The sequence below is a fragment of the Psychrobacter sp. Cmf 22.2 genome, from assembly GCF_001921745.1.
Classification (GTDB): Bacteria; Pseudomonadota; Gammaproteobacteria; order Pseudomonadales; family Moraxellaceae; genus Psychrobacter.
The window spans coordinates 1-18478 of record NZ_MRYA01000005.1 but is presented as its reverse complement, the minus strand read 5'-3'; the positions used below and the strand labels follow the sequence as shown (position 1 = coordinate 18478).

Annotated in this window: 15 protein-coding genes; 9 read left to right on the top strand and 6 right to left on the bottom strand. The window is 42.8% G+C overall.

Annotated features, from left to right (window positions below; all coding sequences use genetic code 11):
- Positions 1-185 precede the first annotated feature (185 nt).
- The 5 genes from BTV98_RS09615 (at position 186) to BTV98_RS09595 (ending at position 7644) form a co-directional block, all read left to right on the top strand.
- Complete coding sequence (locus tag BTV98_RS09615) at positions 186-1085, top strand: CBS domain-containing protein (RefSeq protein WP_058369575.1); 900 nt, start codon at positions 186-188, stop codon at positions 1083-1085.
- Between the two features lie 332 nt (positions 1086-1417).
- Positions 1418-2992 (top strand): apolipoprotein N-acyltransferase, encoded by a 1575-nt coding sequence (gene lnt / locus BTV98_RS09610; protein WP_075103482.1) that lies wholly within the window; start codon positions 1418-1420, stop codon positions 2990-2992.
- A gap of 135 nt (positions 2993-3127) precedes the next feature.
- Positions 3128-3601 (top strand): hypothetical protein, encoded by a 474-nt coding sequence (locus tag BTV98_RS09605; protein ID WP_075103481.1) that lies wholly within the window; start codon positions 3128-3130, stop codon positions 3599-3601.
- Between the two features lie 277 nt (positions 3602-3878).
- The gene (locus tag BTV98_RS09600; RefSeq protein WP_075103480.1) at positions 3879-5444 is read left to right on the top strand and encodes a peptide MFS transporter; all 1566 of its coding nucleotides are present in this window, start codon (positions 3879-3881) and stop codon (positions 5442-5444) included.
- A gap of 382 nt (positions 5445-5826) precedes the next feature.
- Positions 5827-7644 (top strand): aminopeptidase P family protein, encoded by a 1818-nt coding sequence (locus BTV98_RS09595; protein ID WP_075103479.1) that lies wholly within the window; start codon positions 5827-5829, stop codon positions 7642-7644.
- Positions 7645-7767: 123 nt separating this feature from the next.
- On the opposite strand, the gene BTV98_RS09590 is transcribed toward BTV98_RS09595, so the two are convergent.
- The 3 genes from BTV98_RS09590 to BTV98_RS09580 form a co-directional block, all read right to left on the bottom strand.
- Complete coding sequence (locus BTV98_RS09590; RefSeq protein WP_058369570.1) at positions 7768-8547, bottom strand: hypothetical protein; 780 nt, start codon at positions 8545-8547, stop codon at positions 7768-7770.
- Positions 8548-8721: 174 nt separating this feature from the next.
- Entirely contained in the window at positions 8722-9984 is a 1263-nt protein-coding gene (gene fabF / locus BTV98_RS09585; protein ID WP_058369579.1) for a beta-ketoacyl-ACP synthase II, read from the bottom strand.
- A gap of 372 nt (positions 9985-10356) precedes the next feature.
- The gene (locus BTV98_RS09580) at positions 10357-11685 is read right to left on the bottom strand and encodes an anhydro-N-acetylmuramic acid kinase (RefSeq protein ID WP_075103477.1); all 1329 of its coding nucleotides are present in this window, start codon (positions 11683-11685) and stop codon (positions 10357-10359) included.
- A gap of 119 nt (positions 11686-11804) precedes the next feature.
- On the opposite strand from BTV98_RS09580, the gene tyrS reads away from it, so the two are divergent.
- Together tyrS and BTV98_RS09570 are read left to right on the top strand one after the other, a co-directional pair.
- On the top strand, positions 11805-13016 hold the full coding sequence (gene tyrS / locus BTV98_RS09575) for a tyrosine--tRNA ligase (protein ID WP_075103476.1): 1212 nt from the start codon (positions 11805-11807) through the stop codon (positions 13014-13016).
- A gap of 128 nt (positions 13017-13144) precedes the next feature.
- Positions 13145-13372, top strand: a complete 228-nt coding sequence (locus tag BTV98_RS09570) for a DUF1653 domain-containing protein (RefSeq protein ID WP_058369567.1) — start codon at positions 13145-13147, stop codon at positions 13370-13372.
- Between the two features lie 95 nt (positions 13373-13467).
- On the opposite strand, the gene BTV98_RS09565 is transcribed toward BTV98_RS09570, so the two are convergent.
- Positions 13468-14430: an alpha/beta fold hydrolase gene (locus tag BTV98_RS09565; RefSeq protein WP_075103553.1), complete on the bottom strand. Its 963-nt coding sequence runs from the start codon at positions 14428-14430 to the stop codon at positions 13468-13470.
- Between the two features lie 207 nt (positions 14431-14637).
- Here BTV98_RS09565 and BTV98_RS09560 point away from each other — a divergent pair, with 207 nt between their 5' ends.
- Complete coding sequence (locus tag BTV98_RS09560) at positions 14638-15318, top strand: hypothetical protein (RefSeq protein ID WP_075103475.1); 681 nt, start codon at positions 14638-14640, stop codon at positions 15316-15318.
- A gap of 25 nt (positions 15319-15343) precedes the next feature.
- On the opposite strand, the gene BTV98_RS09555 is transcribed toward BTV98_RS09560, so the two are convergent.
- Both BTV98_RS09555 and upp read right to left on the bottom strand, forming a co-directional pair.
- On the bottom strand, positions 15344-16096 hold the full coding sequence (locus BTV98_RS09555; protein ID WP_075103474.1) for an SDR family NAD(P)-dependent oxidoreductase: 753 nt from the start codon (positions 16094-16096) through the stop codon (positions 15344-15346).
- Between the two features lie 64 nt (positions 16097-16160).
- Complete coding sequence (upp, locus tag BTV98_RS09550; protein ID WP_075103473.1) at positions 16161-16808, bottom strand: uracil phosphoribosyltransferase; 648 nt, start codon at positions 16806-16808, stop codon at positions 16161-16163.
- 234 nt (positions 16809-17042) lie between these two features.
- Here upp and BTV98_RS09545 point away from each other — a divergent pair, with 234 nt between their 5' ends.
- On the top strand, positions 17043-17738 hold the full coding sequence (locus BTV98_RS09545; RefSeq protein ID WP_218612969.1) for a DNA glycosylase: 696 nt from the start codon (positions 17043-17045) through the stop codon (positions 17736-17738).
- The last annotated feature ends 740 nt before the right edge of the window (positions 17739-18478 follow it).

Sequence of the window (18478 nt, the reverse complement as noted above, 5' to 3'; positions counted from 1 at the left end):
TAAATTTGTCGTTGAATGTCTGATTGGCTTGCGATAAAGTGAAGCTAATTTAGACTGGTCTATCTATCCTTAATGATTAACGATACTTGTAATTAATAATACCTAGGCTTGTTTATTTTACTCTCCATGACCCAACCCATTAACATATTTTTTATACTAAACTAAAGAGGTTAACTCATATCGCCATGTCTGACGATGCTCCAAGCCCGAGTAGTTGGTCGATGCGCGGCTTAAAACGCTGGCTATCGACCGCCCCTGAAACCCGTGATGAATTGATTCGTTTGGTACAAGACTCCCGTCAGTTCTTAGAGCCAGATACAGTTGATATGCTCGAAGGTGTACTGGACTTGCCAGCCACACAAGTACGTGAAATCATGACACCGCGTCCGCAAGTAATTGGCTTGCACGAAAGCAATAGCCTTGCTGAAGTGATGGACATTATCCTTGATACGACGCATTCGCGTTATCCTGTCTTTGACAGTCAAGATGATGATGCCGTTATCGGTATTTTACTTGCTAAAGATTTGATTCCTATTCTTGTCCACATGGTGCGTGACCAAGAAGATAAAATCAACAGCAAACGTCTAAAAGACTTGGTACGTCAACCTCTTTATATTAGTGAAACTGCGCGCTCTGATACGTTACTGCGCTCATTACAGCGTACTCAAGTACATATGGCGATTGTGGTTGATGAGTTTGGTAACTTCGCTGGTGTGGTCACGATGGAGGATCTGTTAGAAGAAATCGTCGGGGACATTGTTGATGAGCATGATGATTTTGATGAAGACAGTGATATTAATAATATTATCGCCGATCCCGAAAAACCTAATACTTGGCGAGTACAAGCGTCTACGGTGATTGAAGACTGTAACGATGAGCTAGGTAGCCATTTTGATGATACCGATGTCGATACGATGGGTGGTCTTGTCATGCAAACACTTGGCTATGTGGGTGACCTAGAAGGTGAAAGCGTACAAATAGACGATTGGAAAATCAAAGTAATCGATGCAGAAGGACGCTTTATTCAAAATCTAGAGCTGACTAAAACCACTGACGATCAGCGTCTATTAATAGGTAGCCATTAGCTTATTGATAATAATCTAGCTATTAGACAAGGGCTTATTTAAGATAGTCAATTATTAGATAGTCGATATAGCCTTTGATAAGCGCCATACGCATTCATATTAAACTTGTATGATAAGAACACGACTGCGGTCGTGTTTTTTGCTTTTTAGTATATGCTCTTTTTACTACGCAAATTTACCCATTAATGAATATAGGCTGGTATCATGGGCGCATTTAATTTTAAGCATTCTTAATTTTGAGTATTTACAGCCGATTGCTGTCAAAAACAGTCGCCGTCAAACAAGTAAACTCAGATTTAACGTTTTGAATAATAAGGTTTCGGATAATAGCTATGCGCCTGTCTACTGTGGATTTACAAAAGCGTTTAAACCCCAATAAGCCTAAGCGCTTATCGCTTGGGTTGACTATTTTGATTGCTTGGCTTGCAGGTGCAATATTCATATTTGCGCTCGCACCTTATGATATCTGGCCATTAGCGCTATTGTCGCCTGCTATTTTATATGGTCTATTGTTACCAGCGATGACTGGTAAACGTGCATTTATCATCGGACAAGCATACGGTACGGGGCTTTGGTGCGTCGGCGCATTTTGGCTGTATACCTCCATTCACGTTTATGGAGCGACGCCTGCATGGCTTGCACTCATTATGATTGCGCTTATGGGCCTAGGCATGGGGTTGTTCCATGGCTTTTTAGCGTTGTTATTTAATCGTGTAGTCGGTAAGCAGCCTTTATCGTTTGCCGCGCTTTGGGTGCTACAGGAATGGATGAAAACATGGCTGTTCACAGGGTTTCCGTGGTTGTTCGTCGGCTATGCCTTTACTGAGCAGTATTGGTTGTCATCACTTGCGCCAGTCGCTGGAGTGTTTGCTATCTCTTTTGTCGCCATCCTATTGGCAGCAAGTATCGTTGAGCTGTTACGTCGTCGCGGCGGTTACATGGTGGTTGCAATCGCCTTGCTAATCATTAGTACGTCATTGTGGTTGATCAATCCACAGTGGACTAAGCCAAAGGGTACACCTGATTTGTCCGTATCTTTGATTCAAGGCAATATACCGCAAGATCTAAAATGGCTTACTGAATATCAAGTAGAAACGCTCAACATTTATGCCAAATTAACGAGCACAGAATGGGGGCGCGATCTTATCCTTTGGCCTGAATCATCGATTCCAATGTTTCAGACAGAAGCGGTTGGTTTTATCAATGAAATGGTAAAAATGGCCAAAGCCACTGACACTACGTGGGTGACAGGGATTCCGTACAAGGATGAGGCGGCGTTTGATGAAACTCAGGATAAATATCCTCCATTTTATAATAGTGTCGTTGCGTTAGGTGCTGATGCAGAAGGCTTGTATAAAAAACAGCGTTTAGTGCCATTTGGTGAGTATATTCCATTTGAGGGCTTATTAGATATACTACCGAATTTGGCAGGTAGCCAAGACATCATGAGCTATAGCCGCGGTAGTGATGAGCAGTTACCATTACAGGTGCGCGGACATAATCTAGGCGCGGCGGTTTGCTACGAAGTTGCTTACCCTGATACCACTCGTAAAAACGCCATCAGTACTGACTTTTTATTGACCATCTCAAACGATGCTTGGTTTGGTACATCGGCAGGTCCACTGCAACATTTACAAATGGTACAAATGCGCGCGTTAGAGAATGGCCGCTGGTTTATGCGAGCTACCAATACTGGTGTGACGGCTATCATCGATCATAAAGGCCGTATCGTCGAGCGCGCACCGCAGTTTGAGCGCACAGTATTGCGAGGTCATGTACAAGCACGGATTGGCAATACACCATTTATGCGTTTTGGTAATTACCCAGTTTTATTTATCACTGCGCTATTATTATTGCTGGGCTATCTTGGCAAACGCGCCACCGATCGCGCTCGTATTGGTAGATAAAAAGGGCATCATCAATGGCTTATGAGCGAGTACTAAATAATAATTCCTTCAAATAGTTAAGGGTTTTAACACATTAGTACAAATTGCGATATAATAGGCTAAAATTTCAAATATTTTGTGCAAGGTGGATAAGGTATGTCAGAAGATATCGTCAACAACAATCCAAAAAAAGAGTTTATGTATGCCTTAGGCGGCATTGCCTTGTTTTTGGGTATTGTCTTAATTATTGGTGTCTCAGCATTCTTGCGTCCAGCAGGTGAGCACATCACAGCTGAAACGACTGAAGCCTCGGCAGCGGCTGATGAAGCAGAAGCGATCGCTGCTGAAGAGACAGCAGCAACTGATACCGCAGAAGCCGCGTCAGCAGATACTGATACCGACGCAACCGCAACAGTAGGTGCTGGCGAGAGTGCGGCCGAAACTGCCGCTGACGCTACCGTCACGCCTGCTGAAGACACAAGTGGCGCAGTGGTTAGCGCTGAAGCTGGTACAGCCACTGCTTCTGGCACAGTGAGCCAAGCTGCGGTTGAAGATACCGAGCTTACCGCAGAGCAAGCTGATGGTGATGTGGATGCTGGTACGGCTGAAGATACGACTACTGCTCAATAATCTAATGAGATTGTTTGATAAGATAGTTAAATCGTATCGTTAGCATTTGATAACGAATAATCAAGTAGTAGCGTTTATAAAAAGCATCGAGCTATTAAATATAATAGCTCGGTGCTTTTTTATGTCAGGACTTTGTGAATGACTGTTCAATTCATGAACACTCTTTTACTTTACATACTTATAATCTAATGAAACAATAACGCGCATTTGCGACCGTCCGTCTTAGAAATGACGGGCTTGGTCTATCTTTATCATAGTGCAGCAAAGGAATAAACTTATGAGCACGGAAACAAAATCAGAGGTTAGTGCTGCTGAGCTAGAAGCACTAGACAATGGGTTTATGGGTCATCCTCGGCCACTGCGTCCTTTATTCTTTACTGAAATGTGGGAGCGATTTTCTTACTATAGTATCCGTCCGCTATTAGTATTATTCATGGTGGCAACAGTAGGAAGCGGTGGCTTTGGTTTTGATGAGGTCACCGCTTCTGCTATCTATGGCATCTTTGCAGGCTCTTTATACTTGGCAGCAGTACCTGGTGGCTGGCTAGCTGATAACTGGCTTGGACAAGAGCGTGCATTATGGTGGGGCAGTATTATTATCGCGCTTGGCCATCTATGTATTGCGCTCTCCGCGATGTTCGGTATGACGTTATTTTTCGTCGGTCTCATCTGTATCGTGTTGGGATCGGGATTGTTTAAAACCTGTATTTCGGTGATGGTTGGGGCGTTATACTCTAAAGGTGATGTACGCCGTGATAGTGGCTTTACTCTATTTTATATGGGTATCAATATCGGCGCCTTATTAGCCGCACTTATCGTCGGGGTGTTTAAAGAGCAAGGTATGTGGCATGTCGGCTTTGGGGTTGGTGGACTTGGTATGTTAGTCTCACTACTTATCTACCGCTTTTCTGCCCAAAAAACACTGACACACTATGCGCAAGCAAAAGGCATCGCTGCTGAATGGGAGCGCTCAAATGACCGTTTTAACAACATCGGTCGCTGGGTTATAGGATTTGTGGCTTTACTGGTCGCAATCGTTGTGTTGGTCGCTACTGGTATCATGCCTTTTGAGCCGCAAATGGTGGCAGAGTATATGACCTATATCATTGCAAGTGTGGTGATACTATATTTTTTGGTTATGTTTATTTCACCAAGGTTGGATAAAACCGATAAATTGCGTTTGCTGATTTGTTTTATTTTAATTATCGGCTCAACGCTGTTTTGGTCAAGTTTTGAGCAGCAGCCGACCTCATTTAATCTATTTGCTGATCGCTATACTGATCTAAACGTTTTAGGTTTTGAGATTCCAAGCATTTGGTTCCAGTCATTAAACCCTTTATTTATTCTTCTCCTAGCACCCATCATTAGTATTGTTTGGGTCAAGCTTGGTAATCGAGGTCTTGAGCCAAGTAGTATGGTGAAGTTTGCCCTTGGGATGTTACTTGCTGCGGCAGGTTTTGGTCTGATGATTATCGCCTCAAAAAGCATTTTGACCAATGATACGGGCCTAGCATCGCCTTTATGGCTAGTTGGTAGTTTGCTGCTATTAACACTTGGTGAGTTGGCGCTTAGTCCTGTGGGTCTGTCGTCAATGACGAAACTTGCACCAAAGGGCATGCAAGGACAGATGATGGGGCTTTTCTTTGCATCTTTAGCGATGGGTAACTTGGTCGCGGCATTTTTTGGTGGCAATGTGTCAGCCGATAAAATTGAAGGTCTACCAACATTATTTACCACAATGACCGTCTTTTTGGTGGTGACTGCTGCCATCTTGTTAATATTAGCAAAGCCTATCAATAATATGCTCAAAAAGAGCGAGCATGCTGATAAGACTGTCCAATAAACAGCGCTTTGATGTTACTTTTGTACAGGCTACACGCTCAATAAAAGACAAATCTTCAGACGTGTTACCATTACTGGTAGCACGTTTTATTGTTTCACTCGATAAGATAATTATCTTGCGCTATTGAAAGCCTGCTTTGTGCCCAGACATCTAAGATGCTTTGCTGTCATACTATTTTATAGAAATAATAGGTGGCTTCATTTATGTGTCGTCTGGTTACTTACGATATTTTAATTTTTAGTATTTTGAATGTGGCTGATGCATATTCGAATACTGAACGTTTTGTCAACGCTTAAAAATTTATCCACTCGAATAAGACGACTATGCATAGTCGCTTCACGATATCAACGCTCCATAATCAATATCAATAAGGAAACTTTTAATGAATAAACAAGCCATACATGATCGTATCGATAGCTTACGTAAAACTTTAGTCGTACAAGACCTTACCGCCATTATCGTACCGTCAGCCGATCCGCATTTATCTGAGTATTTACCAGAATATTGGCAAGCGCGGTTATGGTTGTCAGGGTTTACAGGCTCAGTTGGTACGCTGGTAGTTACGGCTGATTTTGCAGGTCTGTGGACTGATAGTCGTTATTGGGTGCATGCCGCTGATCAGCTAAAAGGTACAGGTATCAGCTTGGAGAAGCTTGCTCCCAGTCAGCCAAACCATATCGACTGGTTAGCTACACATTTGGCAGAGGGTGATAGCGTGGCCGTCGATGGCAATGTGCTGTCTATCGCTGAGCAAGATAAGCTATTAAATGCATTTGATGCTAACGACATTACCTTAATCACCGAGCGTGATGTGTTGACAGAGATATGGACAGATCGTCCAGCGCTACCATCAGCAGAGTTATATCAGCATGATGCGCAGTTCGTCGCACAATCTACTAGCTCAAAACTTGCTGCGGTACGTGAAGGTATGGCTGGTGCAGGCGCGACACATCATCTGCTATCAAGCTTAGATGATATTGCTTGGCTCACCAATTTGCGCGGCGCTGATGTCGATTATAATCCTGTATTTTTATCACATATGCTCATTAGTAAAGATAAAGCAACGCTGTTCGTTGATAATAATAAAGTCAGCTCTGATATTGCAAAAGATCTACAAGATAGTGGTATCACCCTTGCTGATTATGATGCCGTACAAGATGCGCTGAGCGAGATGACACCAGAAGACTTGTTATTGTTAGACCCAAGTAAAGTTGCCGTGGGTACGCTATCGAAGATGGCAGACGATGTGGGCTTTATTGAGCAAATGGCACCTAGTACACTACTTAAATCTGTTAAGTCTGACTCAGACATAGATCATGTACGTGAAGCCATGCGTCAAGATGGGGCGGCATTGAGTAAGTTCTTTGCTGCATTTGAGCAGCGTCTAGCAGACGGTGAGCGTTTAAGTGAGCTTGATGTTGATAGTATGCTGATTGAGGTACGTAGTCAGCAGCCACATTATGTTTCACCAAGCTTTCCAACGATTGCAGGCTTTAATGAAAATGGCGCATTGCCGCATTACCGTGCAACGCCAGAGAAGTTTAGCTACCTTGATGTCGCTGAGGGCGAAGGAGGCTTACTACTGATTGATTCAGGTGCTCAGTACCAAAACGGCACCACTGATATCACTCGCGTGGTCGGTATTGGAAAAGTAAGCAGCGAGCACAAACGTGACTTTACCACTGTGCTCAAAGCTCATATTGCTTTGGCGCGTGCAAGCTTCCCTGATGGTATTGCCTCGCCACTAATTGATGCGATTTGCCGTGCGCCATTATGGCAGGCACAAATGGACTATGGGCATGGTACCGGTCATGGCGTTGGTTACTTTTTAAACGTCCATGAAGGCCCGCAAGTCATCGCTTATAGTGCCAGTACGCCAAAAGAGCGTGCGATGAAAGAGGGGATGATCTCCAGTAATGAGCCAGGCTTATACCGCGAAGGTAAGTGGGGTATTCGTATCGAAAATTTGGTGGTCAATATGCCGGTAGCGAACCCTACTGAGACCGAGTTTGGCAAATTCTTAAACTTTGAAACCATCACTTATTGCCCAATTGACACCCGTTTGATCGATAAATCCTTGCTCAACAAAGTAGAGATTGATTGGCTTAACGATTATCATAGCCAAGTCTATGCTGAGCTAAAAGATCGCGTTGATGGCGCAGCGCTTGAATGGCTGACCGAACGTACACAAGCTATTTAAAATAAAGATTGGTTAATGCTTAATTGAAATACAAAAGGCCCCGTAAAAATGTTTACGGGGCTTTTTATTAAAACTTTATTTTTTGACAAGTATCTGAAAGCTGTCGATAAATCAGTTAATAGACTAGTGTTTTTTAGCCATGTTTTCTTGAACAATGTCTTCGACAGCTTGGTTTTTTTCTGTGATTCCAGCGAGTTGCTGACTCACTTCAGCCCGTAACCACGACTTTAGATCCTCAGATATTTGCATCATTTGCTCACTCAAATAGTCGTCTACATGCATTTCAAGCTCTTGAATTAAACTCTCGTGGGCGGCAGTCAGTTCTGGGTTTTTAAAAGACAGGTCGATTGCTGCGCCTTTTTGAGGTTTTACGATAGTGTTTTCAGTCTGATTAACCGTATGAGAATGACCATTGACGTTGTTTTTTTCGTCGTTAGTAGGACTGTGTGCATCGCTTGTAGTTTGCTTGTCGTTCGTAGCGGCTTCGGTATCGCTCTTCTCTTGCTCAGCAAGGCTTTGTTCATCCGCATCTTTTTGAGCTTGTTCTGCTTGCTGTTTTTCTTTTTGACGCATAGCTTCTTCTTGTTCAATTTTTGCAGCACGTGCTTTTTCTTCCTCACGCTTTTTTTCTTCTGCTAAGCGTAGTTGTTCAGCAGCGGCACGTTGTTCTGCCTGCTTATCGGCAAGCTCTTTTGCAGCAGCTTGCTCAGCTTTATGCACACTATATAGCTCATCGAGGTGTGCATCTAAGTCTGGCAAACTAAATGTGAAACTTTCATAGGGGGTGTCTGTTTGCAGCAGAGTCGTGATATCCGTTAACTCTTGAACGATGGCAGCCCGTATCTGCTCTGGCGCACGAGTCCAACGCTGATAAAATTGATGCGAAAACGAATAGCTTGACATAGACTTTTCCATAAATTTTCTAAAAATTACCCCTTATCATACGCAACTATAATAAGGGGCTGCAAGGGGACAAACGTAGCAAAACTGCTACCAGCGCTACATTGATAGTATTATTCGCTTTTATGACTTGTATAGGATGCAACTAAGACCCAATACCTGTAATAATGACGTTAATTATGACCAACGTGCAAAAATTACTGAGCCGTTGGTACCACCAAAGCCAAAGCTATTAGAGACAGCATAATTGAGATTCTCAACCTTACGTGATTGATTGGCTACATAATCTAGATTACAGTTATCCTCGACATTATCTAGATTAATCGTTGGCGGCACGTGCTGATTTTGCAAAGCTAATATAGTAAAGATAGCTTCAACACCACCAGCTGCGCCCAGTAAGTGTCCAGTCATTGATTTGGTTGAGCTGACCAAGATGCTGTCTTTAACTGGTGCAAAAACGGTTTCAATCGCGATCGATTCAGCGACATCTCCAGCAGGGGTACTGGTGCCATGGGCATTGACATATCCAACGCTTGATGGCTCGATACCTGCGTCATTGAGGGCACTTTGCATAGCGCGCGCGGCACCATTACCATCTTCAGGGGGTGCGGTAATGTGGCTGGCATCGTCACTCATACCGAAGCCGACGACTTCAGCGAGTATGGTTGCACCGCGTGCTTTAGCATGGGCAAGACTTTCAAGCACCAACACGCCTGCGCCATCACCCATCACAAAACCATCACGATCTTTATCAAATGGGCGTGATGCTTTGGTAGGCTCATCATTACGAGTAGAGAGTGCATGCATGGCTGCAAAACCTGCCATACCTAATGGGCTCGAACCTCTCTCGCTACCACCTGCAATCATAACATCAGCATCGCCATAAGCAATTAGACGTGCAGCCAAGCCGATAGCATGTGTACCTGTCGTACAGGCGGTTGCTGTAGCCAGATTGGGGCCTTTGAGTTTGTGTTTGATAGCCACCAGTCCAGCTGCCATATTGGCAATAGAACCTGGTACGATAAATGGCGATACTTTTTTAGCGCCTTTTTCAGTTAGCATAGCGCAGCTGTCTTCAATAGTCTGAATACCACCGATACCTGATCCTAATATGACACCGAAACGCTCCTGATCGACATTCTGTACCGGCGTATCCTCAGCGCTAATCTCTTCGATAAAGCCTGCATCTTTGAGTGCCATCGCAGTAGCAGCGACACCATAGTGCATAAACGCATCATAGCGGCGTGCATCTTTGGGGCTCATGTATGGCTTAGTATCAAAGTCTTTGATCACACCTGCGATTTGGGCGCGGTAATCAGTTGCATCAAAATGTGAGATGGTTGAAATACCACTTTCGCCATTGAGCAACCGTGTCCATGTACTCTCAACATCCATACCTAGCGGGGTAACAGCCCCCATACCAGTAACGACGACACGCATCTCATCAGGACGCTCATGATGAGGAGGCTTACGACGCAGTTTTGATTCAGCGTTGGTATGTTGCGGTGTCGGTGAACTGCTGTTTTGGCTCATGTGATATATCCTGTACTTGCGATCCTAAAGGGGTGAGACTACTTGTTTTATTGTAAATATTCTAAAATTACGCAATATTATTTATAGCGTTATCTTGCCATTTTAGCAACTATTATAAAGCACATAAGTGCACGTCTGTAAACTTAATAATTTATAGAATGATGACGCTAGAGTAAGATAAAATAGAAAGTTAGCATGCTGTTGCTACATTGCTAGTCATGACGCGTTTAAAATCTCTATAAACCTAAAGACCTAAAAACCTAAAAACCTATTTGCTGGTTAAGCAAAACACACTTGCCCCAGTACTACGCTTTTACTTGCGCCTGTTACCGCTGGCAAGTTACCTGTTTCACCCATCAAAGTTTGGCGTGCCAGCCAAGCAAAGGCCACAGACTCTACCCAAGTTGGCTCAAGTCCTAGACTTGCTGTAGTCTCTACTGTGCAATGGGGCAGATGCGCTTGCAAGCGCTCCATTAAGTAATCATTTAATGCGCCGCCGCCGCAGACATACACCGAGCTATTTACTTTTGCATTAATAAACATATTGATTTGTGCACTGGCACTAATGGCAGTAAGCTCTGTCAATGTTGCCTGTACATCTGCTGATGAGTAGCGAGTAAAGGCAGAAATCTGATCAAATTTTTGTAGCTCGCTTTGTAGCCACTCTAGGTTAAAGTCCTCGCGTCCTGTACTTTTAGGATAAGGTTTCGCAAAAAACGGATACTCTAATAATTGATTAAGTAGTGGCTCAATGACTTGTCCAGACTGCGCCCATGCACCGCCTGCGTCATAGTCATTGTCGGTATGTAGCGCGGTCCACGCATCAAGTAATAAATTGGCAGGGCCAGTATCATAACCAACAACAGAACTATCACCAGCTGGCAAGACAGTAATATTGGCAATACCGCCCAAATTTAATAATACTCGCGTGTTATCAGGTGCGGCAAATAATGCCTTATGAAAAGCGGGAACCAAAGGTGCCCCCTGACCGCCAACCGCCATATCACGACGACGAAAGTCGCTGACGACACTAATGCCCGTTTGTTCAGTGATAATATTGGCATCGAGTAGTTGTAAGCTAAAGCCCAACTGCGGACGATGACGTACCGTCTGCCCATGACAGCCAATCGCCAGGACCGACTCACTATCGGTATTCGACTGCTGTAATAGATTATTGACCACAACGCTCGCAAACTCGCTATAAGCTTTACTTGCCCAGCCAAACCAGTCCAATTCGCTGCTTGGCTCATTATTTGGCTCATCAGCCGTTGGCGTTAATTCTTGAACACCATTTGGCTGACACAAAGCCAAGAGTACCTCACGCAGCCGCGGCGGGAAATCTTGGCTATAAGTGGCTAATAGCTGCATCGGCTGTTGGGTGTTATTTTCATCCTCAAACTGACAAATCACCGCATCCATACCGTCCAAGCTAGTGCCTGACATCACACCGATATACAGACCATCATCAAAACTTTCAAACACCGTTTGTTCCAATGCTTCAGTCAGGGAGGCATAGTTTGTATCGTCATCATTATTTATTGAATCAGCTAAGTCAGCTAAAAATTCGGTGTTTTCAGGGTCATTCGTGGTCTGAGCAGGGTTGGTCATGGCAATTTACCTTAAAAAACGCTAGTATATCCCTCAAATTCTAACATCTTTTACAGGCTACGAAGTCCTAAATAGCCCAAACGCGTTACCCTTTTAATAAAGACAATAAAGAGAGCATCATGACAGACCATTCATACACCCTAGAAGAACAAATTGCCCTTGTGCAACGCGGTACGCAAGAAATCTTATCTGAAGAGGATTTAGTTGCGAAACTCAAACTGGGCCGTCCGCTACGTATCAAAGCAGGATTTGATCCTACCGCGCCTGACCTGCATTTGGGTCATACGGTACTGATTAATAAGCTTAAGCACTTTCAAGATTTAGGTCATGAGATTTATTTTTTAATCGGTGATTATACGGCCAAGATTGGCGATCCTTCTGGCAAGAATAGCACGCGTCCGCCATTGACTGATGAGCAAATCAAAGCCAATGCTCAGACCTATGCCGAGCAAGTGTTTAAGATCTTGGATAAAGAAAAAACCAAGATTGTTTTTAACTCTGAATGGTTTAATGATATGTCAGCAGGAGATATGATTCAGCTGTCAAGCCAGCTTACCGTCTCGCGTATGCTTGAGCGTGATGATTTCTCCAAACGTTATGCCGCCCAAACGCCCATTGCTATTCATGAGTTTTTGTATCCGTTGGTGCAAGGCTACGACTCTATTGCACTAAAAGCTGACGTCGAGCTGGGCGGTACCGACCAAACCTTTAACATCCTAATGGGGCGTACTTTGCAAGGCCGTTACGGCCAAGAGCCACAAGTTTGTATCACAGTGCCGATCTTAGAAGGATTAGACGGCGTCAATAAAATGTCTAAATCCTTGAACAATTACGTCGGTATTTATGATGCACCGGGCACCATGTACCAAAAACTGCTATCCATGCCAGACACCTTAATTCGTCGCTACTTTGAATTTTTAAGCTTTAAGCCGATGGAAGAAGTCGAAACATTGATGACAGAGATGGAAAACGGTCGCAATCCACAAGAGATCAAACGTGTCTTAGCCGAAGAATTAATCGAGCGTTTCCACGATGCGGACGCTGCTGCCAATGCGCACAAGTCAGCGGGCAACGTATTGGCTGATGGTGAATTGCCAGTTGATCTGCCAGAAATTATGCTAGATCTAGAAGGTCAAGACGCACTATTTATCACTCAAATCTTAAACCAAGCAGCACTTGCTAAAAACAACTCAGCAGCCAAAGATATGGTAAAACGTGGCGCGGTAAAAGTAGATGGCGAAGTGGTTGATGCTAGCTTTAGCTTAACATCAAGTCAGACGGCTGTTATTCAAGCAGGCAAGAAAGGCTATGCAAAAGTAACGGTGGGTTGATAGGGCTTTTAATATCAAGAGCATAAATAAGGTCGACATTGATTGTCGGCCTTATCTATTTCTATTATTTAAACATAACGAGACAGTATTTAGCTCATACATTTATGGGGAAGACTAGGAAAATATTTATGAACCAATCTATGCCACAAGGCATTTACCGCCATTATAAAGGCAATCTCTACCAAGTCTTGCATACCGCTCAGCATTCCGAAACGGAAGAAATGCTAGTGGTTTATCGTTGTCTGTACGGCGAATATGGCGTATGGGTACGACCATTGTCGATGTTTAGCGAGACAGTCACGCGTGACGGTAAAGAAGTGCCTAGATTTGAATTGATTAAAGCGCTCACTGATTAGTTTGAAGCTGATTAGTTGGAAATGCAAAGCCCGACTAGAAACTTAAGGTACGCTGTCGTAGGCTGGGTTTTTAACCCAGATTTTTACCATATCACCTATCGCTCATTTCCCAAAAACCCCTTTAATACTTTATAAAACCCAATCGGCTCATCCATTGGTACCGCATGACCAGAGCGCGGCAAAACGATCTCAGTTGCATTGGGTAGCATACGGGTCACTTCTTGCTGCCACTTAGGATCATAGAGCTTTGAGCGACCTCCAATTACGTTCACCACTGGAATAGTGACTTTTTCTATGACGGCTCGAAAATCGTACTCCAGTTTTAAATATGCTTGCAAACAGCGCATCTTATGTTGCCATGTACTGTGATTATAAAACACCAGCTTATGATCGTTTTGATGAGTCAAGAATTGTACGATAGCTTTTGAGCGTGTACGATTTACTGATAGTAAAGAGAATAGCCGCTCAATATCCGTGACTCGACGTTTAATCGTAAATGGTAGGTGCTTAAAGCTATCAACATTAGCATAAAGCAGTGTCATATCTACCACTTCATGAAATATATCAAACACTTCCTGCTGCCGCTTACCAAATAAGCCGCCTTGCCAATCAGACTGATTATGAATCGCAGGACTTTGGTCGATATTCATATAACGGCTGATCCGTGACATACCAAAACGCTCAAAATACCCCCACATTACTTGCGCGCCCATTGAAATAGCGGCAACCGGTAAAGATTCTATTGTAAGGTCATGGCAGATTTGCTCAATCACAGCGTTGATATCGTCAGCATACTGGCGCACAAAATCAAATTGCGTCAAATTGGACAATTTCGCTTCTCCAAAACCTCTAAAGTGTGGGGGATAAAACCTATATTCGCCAGTAAGTGGCAATATAAAAGGTAAAAACTCACGTGCATCCATGCCATACGCATGTAGCAAGATTACAGGCTTGCCTTTGCCAATTACAGAGACAGGAATGTTTGTACCGTCAGTCTTGATGATGCTTAAAGTCTGTAATTGGTATTGAGGCGGTAGTTTTAGCCAGTCTTTTATCATGGGCAGCATCATCTCGTTTTAATTTTATTATCTTTAGGGGTTTATCAAATGATTTTAATATGAAAATGCTCAGCACAAAACATTTTAATATTAGTAAGGCGTGTTATAGTAAAAAAGGCCACTGTAACAACAGTATAAGTATAAAAATATCTATCAGAGCCACGTCGCCAACCTAATAATTCAATGAAAAAAGGGAAGTAAGTATTTATGAGTAGAGCGACATTATCCAGTCTTGATAGTAGCCTTTATCCTCAGGTCTGGGGCCAGCTGACTTTTGCAGATTCGCATGGTTTATTAATGGCGCTTTTAATGGGTGATTTGGCATTAGAACCCAACGACTTTACCAAACGATTACTGGCAAATGATACGTATCAAGATTGGATTAATGCTACCGTATTTGGGCGCTACATCCAGCGTAGTTTTGAAGCATTTTATCGTCAAACTGAAGACAGCTTTAATATGGATATGCCAGCGCTGTTTCGCGCTGAGCTGTTACGTCATGCGCAGTATCTACCGTTAGAGCAAGTATTATTTATCGCAGGTACTATGCCAAAAAGCGCGCGACTTGATAAGTTATTTACTACTACTGTTAATCCTGCTACTGCCGTCTTAAATGCTCAAAAAGTTAGGCAGGAGGCGCTAAGACTAGGGCGAGAAAACAGTCAAACCTTGATTGTGAATCAGATAAAAGTCGTTGGTAAACAAGCGGTTGGCTTTCCGATACGCCATAATAAGCGTACCAGTGAGCGCACTCGTAATGAAGTACTTATCTTGGACTTTGACGATTTGCGTTTGGTCAATGAGCAGATTTTAAATAGTGAGACGCTAACTAATACGGCGGTGCCAAATGACACCGCCGTAGTGCTACGTTATTATGAATTGCGTTGATGGTTTATATATAAAACTTTATAGACTAAGAGTTTTGCTTAGCAATCGTTAAACCATTATAGGTTTGCGCGACTGGCATGACTTCTAAACGGTTGATATTAATGTGCGCAGGCGACTCAATCAGCCATAGTAAAATATCGCCAATATCTTCGCCTGTCATGGTTTTAAAGCCATCATAGACCTTGGCCGCTTTCTCTTCATCGCCATGATAGCGGACGTTTGAAAACTCCGTACCCGCAACATTACCTGGTTCAAGATTGGTTACTCGCACTTGCGTACCAAGTAGGTCGGCGCGCAGGTTTAAGCTGAACTGCTTTACAAACGCTTTGGTCGCGCCATAAACATTCCCACCAAAGTAAGGCCAGCTACCGGCGATAGAGCCAACGTTGATAATATAACCACTATCGCGTGCAACCATCGATGGCAACACAGCATGGGTCAAAGCTATTAATCCTTTAACATTGGTATCGACCATTCTCATCCAATCATCAAGATTGGCAGTTTGTGCAGGGTCTGTACCAAGTGCTAGGCCAGCGTTATTGACCAAGACATCTATTTGCTCAAAGCCATCGGGCAAATCTGCAATAATTTTTGGAATGGAGGCAGTATCATTGACATCCATGACGACGGGTAAAAATAAATCGCCTAACGTTTCAGCCATTGCATTCAGCTTATCAAGTCGTCTGGCACAACCAATTACGCGATGGCCTTTGGCAACCAAACGTTCAGCCAGCGCTTTACCAAAACCAGCACTTGCACCTGTAATCAATACGTTCATTTTATATCCTTATCATTGATGTCGTAAGATTTGTCCATGATTCTTATAGCGACTACTTTTTGGATTATTTGTTAAATAATTGCTTACCAAAGATTTTATCGCCTGCATCACCAAGACCTGGAATAATATATCCGTGTTCATCCAAATGACTATCTAATGCAGCTGTATAAATGGTCACGTCAGGATGTGCTTCATTCACCAAGCGCACACCTTCAGGCGCCGCGACCAACACCAGTGCTTTGATACTTTTACAGCCATTTCTTTTTAACATATCAATAGTGGCAACCATCGAACCGCCAGTAGCAAGCATGGGATCAACGATAAGTGCCGGGCGTTTATCCATGTGGCTGACGAATTTTTCAAAGAACGGCACTGGTTGCAAGGTTTCTTCATCGCGCTGCAAACCTACGACAGAGATTTTTGCAGTAGGGATTAAGTCAAGCACCCCATCCAACATGCCGATGCCAGCACGTAATATAGGTACGATTGTGGCAGTTTTGCCAGTGATTTGCTCACCCTCTATCTCACCGCACCAACCTTGCATAGGAAAGGTTTCAATCTCAAAATCGCGACTTGCTTCATAAGCCATTAAACGGGCAAGCTCTTTGGTTAGCGTACGAAATTTATAAGTACTACAGTCTTTTTCACGCATTAGGCTGAGTTTATGACGGACTAACGGATGATCAATTACAGTAATTTTTAAGTCACTCATAAATACTCTCTTGGTTTTAGGCTGATGCTCACGCAGATACTGCGGTCGCTATTAGTATAAAAGATACAAACACTTACTGCACTTAACGCTATACCAAGCATAGAAATAGTAAGATTGAGGCTTAAATAACCAGTTTTAAGCCAAACCTATTCGGCTATATAGCGCTATGATAAGTGAAGTCGTGTTTAGGCCTGTTATGATACCAAAAAAACCACTTTTCCGATGAAGAATCTTATGACCAAACAACCATCTAACAACCACAATCAAGCAAATGCCAGCTTAGTATCGACAAAAACAGTAGCAATGCCAATAGAAACCCACCCTTTTGAGCCCATATTACCAACTAATGCTACCGTCATGATGATGGGAACGTTTCCACCGACCTCTGATAAATGGGCAATGCGCTTTCATTATCCCAATTTCTATAATGACATGTGGCGCATCTATGGGGGCGTGTTCTTTGACGACGTAGATTATTTTAGAGTCGGGGACGAAAAGCGCTTTGATCCTGAGCGTATTCGCAATTTTTTATTTGAGCGTGGTATTGCGTTATGCCCAACGGTCAAGCAAGCAATTCGAGAGACAGGTAATGCTTCTGATAAAAACTTAACCGTCGTCACATCTGTTAATTTAGACAACATCTTGCCACAAGTTCCCAAAATGCAAGCGCTATTCACAACAGGCGGTAAAGCCACAGAAGTTTTAATTGATTTGTTAGGTAGCTCGTTACCTAAGTCTAAACAACCAAAAACCAATCAAAGTATGGCTTACCCTTATACATGGCAAGGCAATGATTCTAGTCTAGCAGCGACTTCGATAAATGACTTAACCTTATATAGGTTACCTTCTACTTCGCGCGCTTATCCGTTAGCATTAGACAAAAAGGTTGCTGCTTATAAAGCATTTTTTGAAAAAATGGGTAAGTTATAAAGGGCTCTGAGAGAGGTTATAGAAAAAATATAATATGTATAAAAGCGCATTATTCATTGATAGCGTGTTATTTGGCGTAGAATAAAATTATTTTGATGGTTAACTTCTTGATAAGTATGGGATATTGGTTTTCTTGCCAAATATTATTAAAAACAATATCTAATCCCCCTTGACCCCCAACTTAAAGCGCGTATAATGCCACCCAGTCGAAAGGGAAGGGTATTTACAAGTAGAACACTACTGACTAAAAACCGAGCCTGACAAATTAGTTTAAAACATCTTAAATTAATTCTTGACTTACCAAATAAAGCGTCTATAATACGCACCTCATTAAGGGATAGGACGAGATAAAGACTAACAAACTTAGTCAAATCAACTTCTTAACTTGTTGAAACAAATTAGATAAAAAGCTTGACAAACCTATTCATTGTGATATGATAGTCGGCTCGCTAAATAGGATAAACCATATAGGTTTAGCACTATTTAGTCTTACTCGATAGAGTAAGTAACCTAATACTGGACGACAGTATAGGGCATTATTTAAAAGCAAAACTAAAGAACAACTTGTGTGGATTTTTGCTAAGATCGAATGCTAAAAATAAAGTTGCATATCTTTTCTTTTGGGAAAGATATTTAACTATAAAAATTATCATTTAATCAGCAAAAAAAACTCAAAGTTAATTCATTACGAACATATACGAAGAGCGTAATTGCCAGATTAGATGAGTCAAGATTAGAAG

Excerpts from the sequence above, each read along its gene's own strand:
- BTV98_RS09605 (WP_075103481.1), top strand. The coding sequence starts at position 3,128 with ATGTCAGAAGATATCGTCAACAACAATCCAAAAAAAGAGTTTATGTAT.
- tyrS (WP_075103476.1), top strand. The coding sequence starts at position 11,805 with ATGACAGACCATTCATACACCCTAGAAGAACAAATTGCCCTTGTGCAA.
- BTV98_RS09555 (WP_075103474.1), bottom strand. The coding sequence starts at position 16,096 with ATGAACGTATTGATTACAGGTGCAAGTGCTGGTTTTGGTAAAGCGCTG.
- BTV98_RS09565 (WP_075103553.1), bottom strand. The coding sequence starts at position 14,430 with ATGATAAAAGACTGGCTAAAACTACCGCCTCAATACCAATTACAGACT.
- BTV98_RS09570 (WP_058369567.1), top strand. The coding sequence starts at position 13,145 with ATGAACCAATCTATGCCACAAGGCATTTACCGCCATTATAAAGGCAAT.
- BTV98_RS09615 (WP_058369575.1), top strand. The coding sequence starts at position 186 with ATGTCTGACGATGCTCCAAGCCCGAGTAGTTGGTCGATGCGCGGCTTA.
- BTV98_RS09560 (WP_075103475.1), top strand. The coding sequence starts at position 14,638 with ATGAGTAGAGCGACATTATCCAGTCTTGATAGTAGCCTTTATCCTCAG.
- BTV98_RS09580 (WP_075103477.1), bottom strand. The coding sequence starts at position 11,685 with ATGACCAACCCTGCTCAGACCACGAATGACCCTGAAAACACCGAATTT.
- BTV98_RS09595 (WP_075103479.1), top strand. The coding sequence starts at position 5,827 with ATGAATAAACAAGCCATACATGATCGTATCGATAGCTTACGTAAAACT.
- BTV98_RS09590 (WP_058369570.1), bottom strand. The coding sequence starts at position 8,547 with ATGTCAAGCTATTCGTTTTCGCATCAATTTTATCAGCGTTGGACTCGT.
- BTV98_RS09600 (WP_075103480.1), top strand. The coding sequence starts at position 3,879 with ATGAGCACGGAAACAAAATCAGAGGTTAGTGCTGCTGAGCTAGAAGCA.
- lnt (WP_075103482.1), top strand. The coding sequence starts at position 1,418 with ATGCGCCTGTCTACTGTGGATTTACAAAAGCGTTTAAACCCCAATAAG.
- upp (WP_075103473.1), bottom strand. The coding sequence starts at position 16,808 with ATGAGTGACTTAAAAATTACTGTAATTGATCATCCGTTAGTCCGTCAT.
- fabF (WP_058369579.1), bottom strand. The coding sequence starts at position 9,984 with ATGCGTGTCGTCGTTACTGGTATGGGGGCTGTTACCCCGCTAGGTATG.
- BTV98_RS09545 (WP_218612969.1), top strand. The coding sequence starts at position 17,043 with ATGACCAAACAACCATCTAACAACCACAATCAAGCAAATGCCAGCTTA.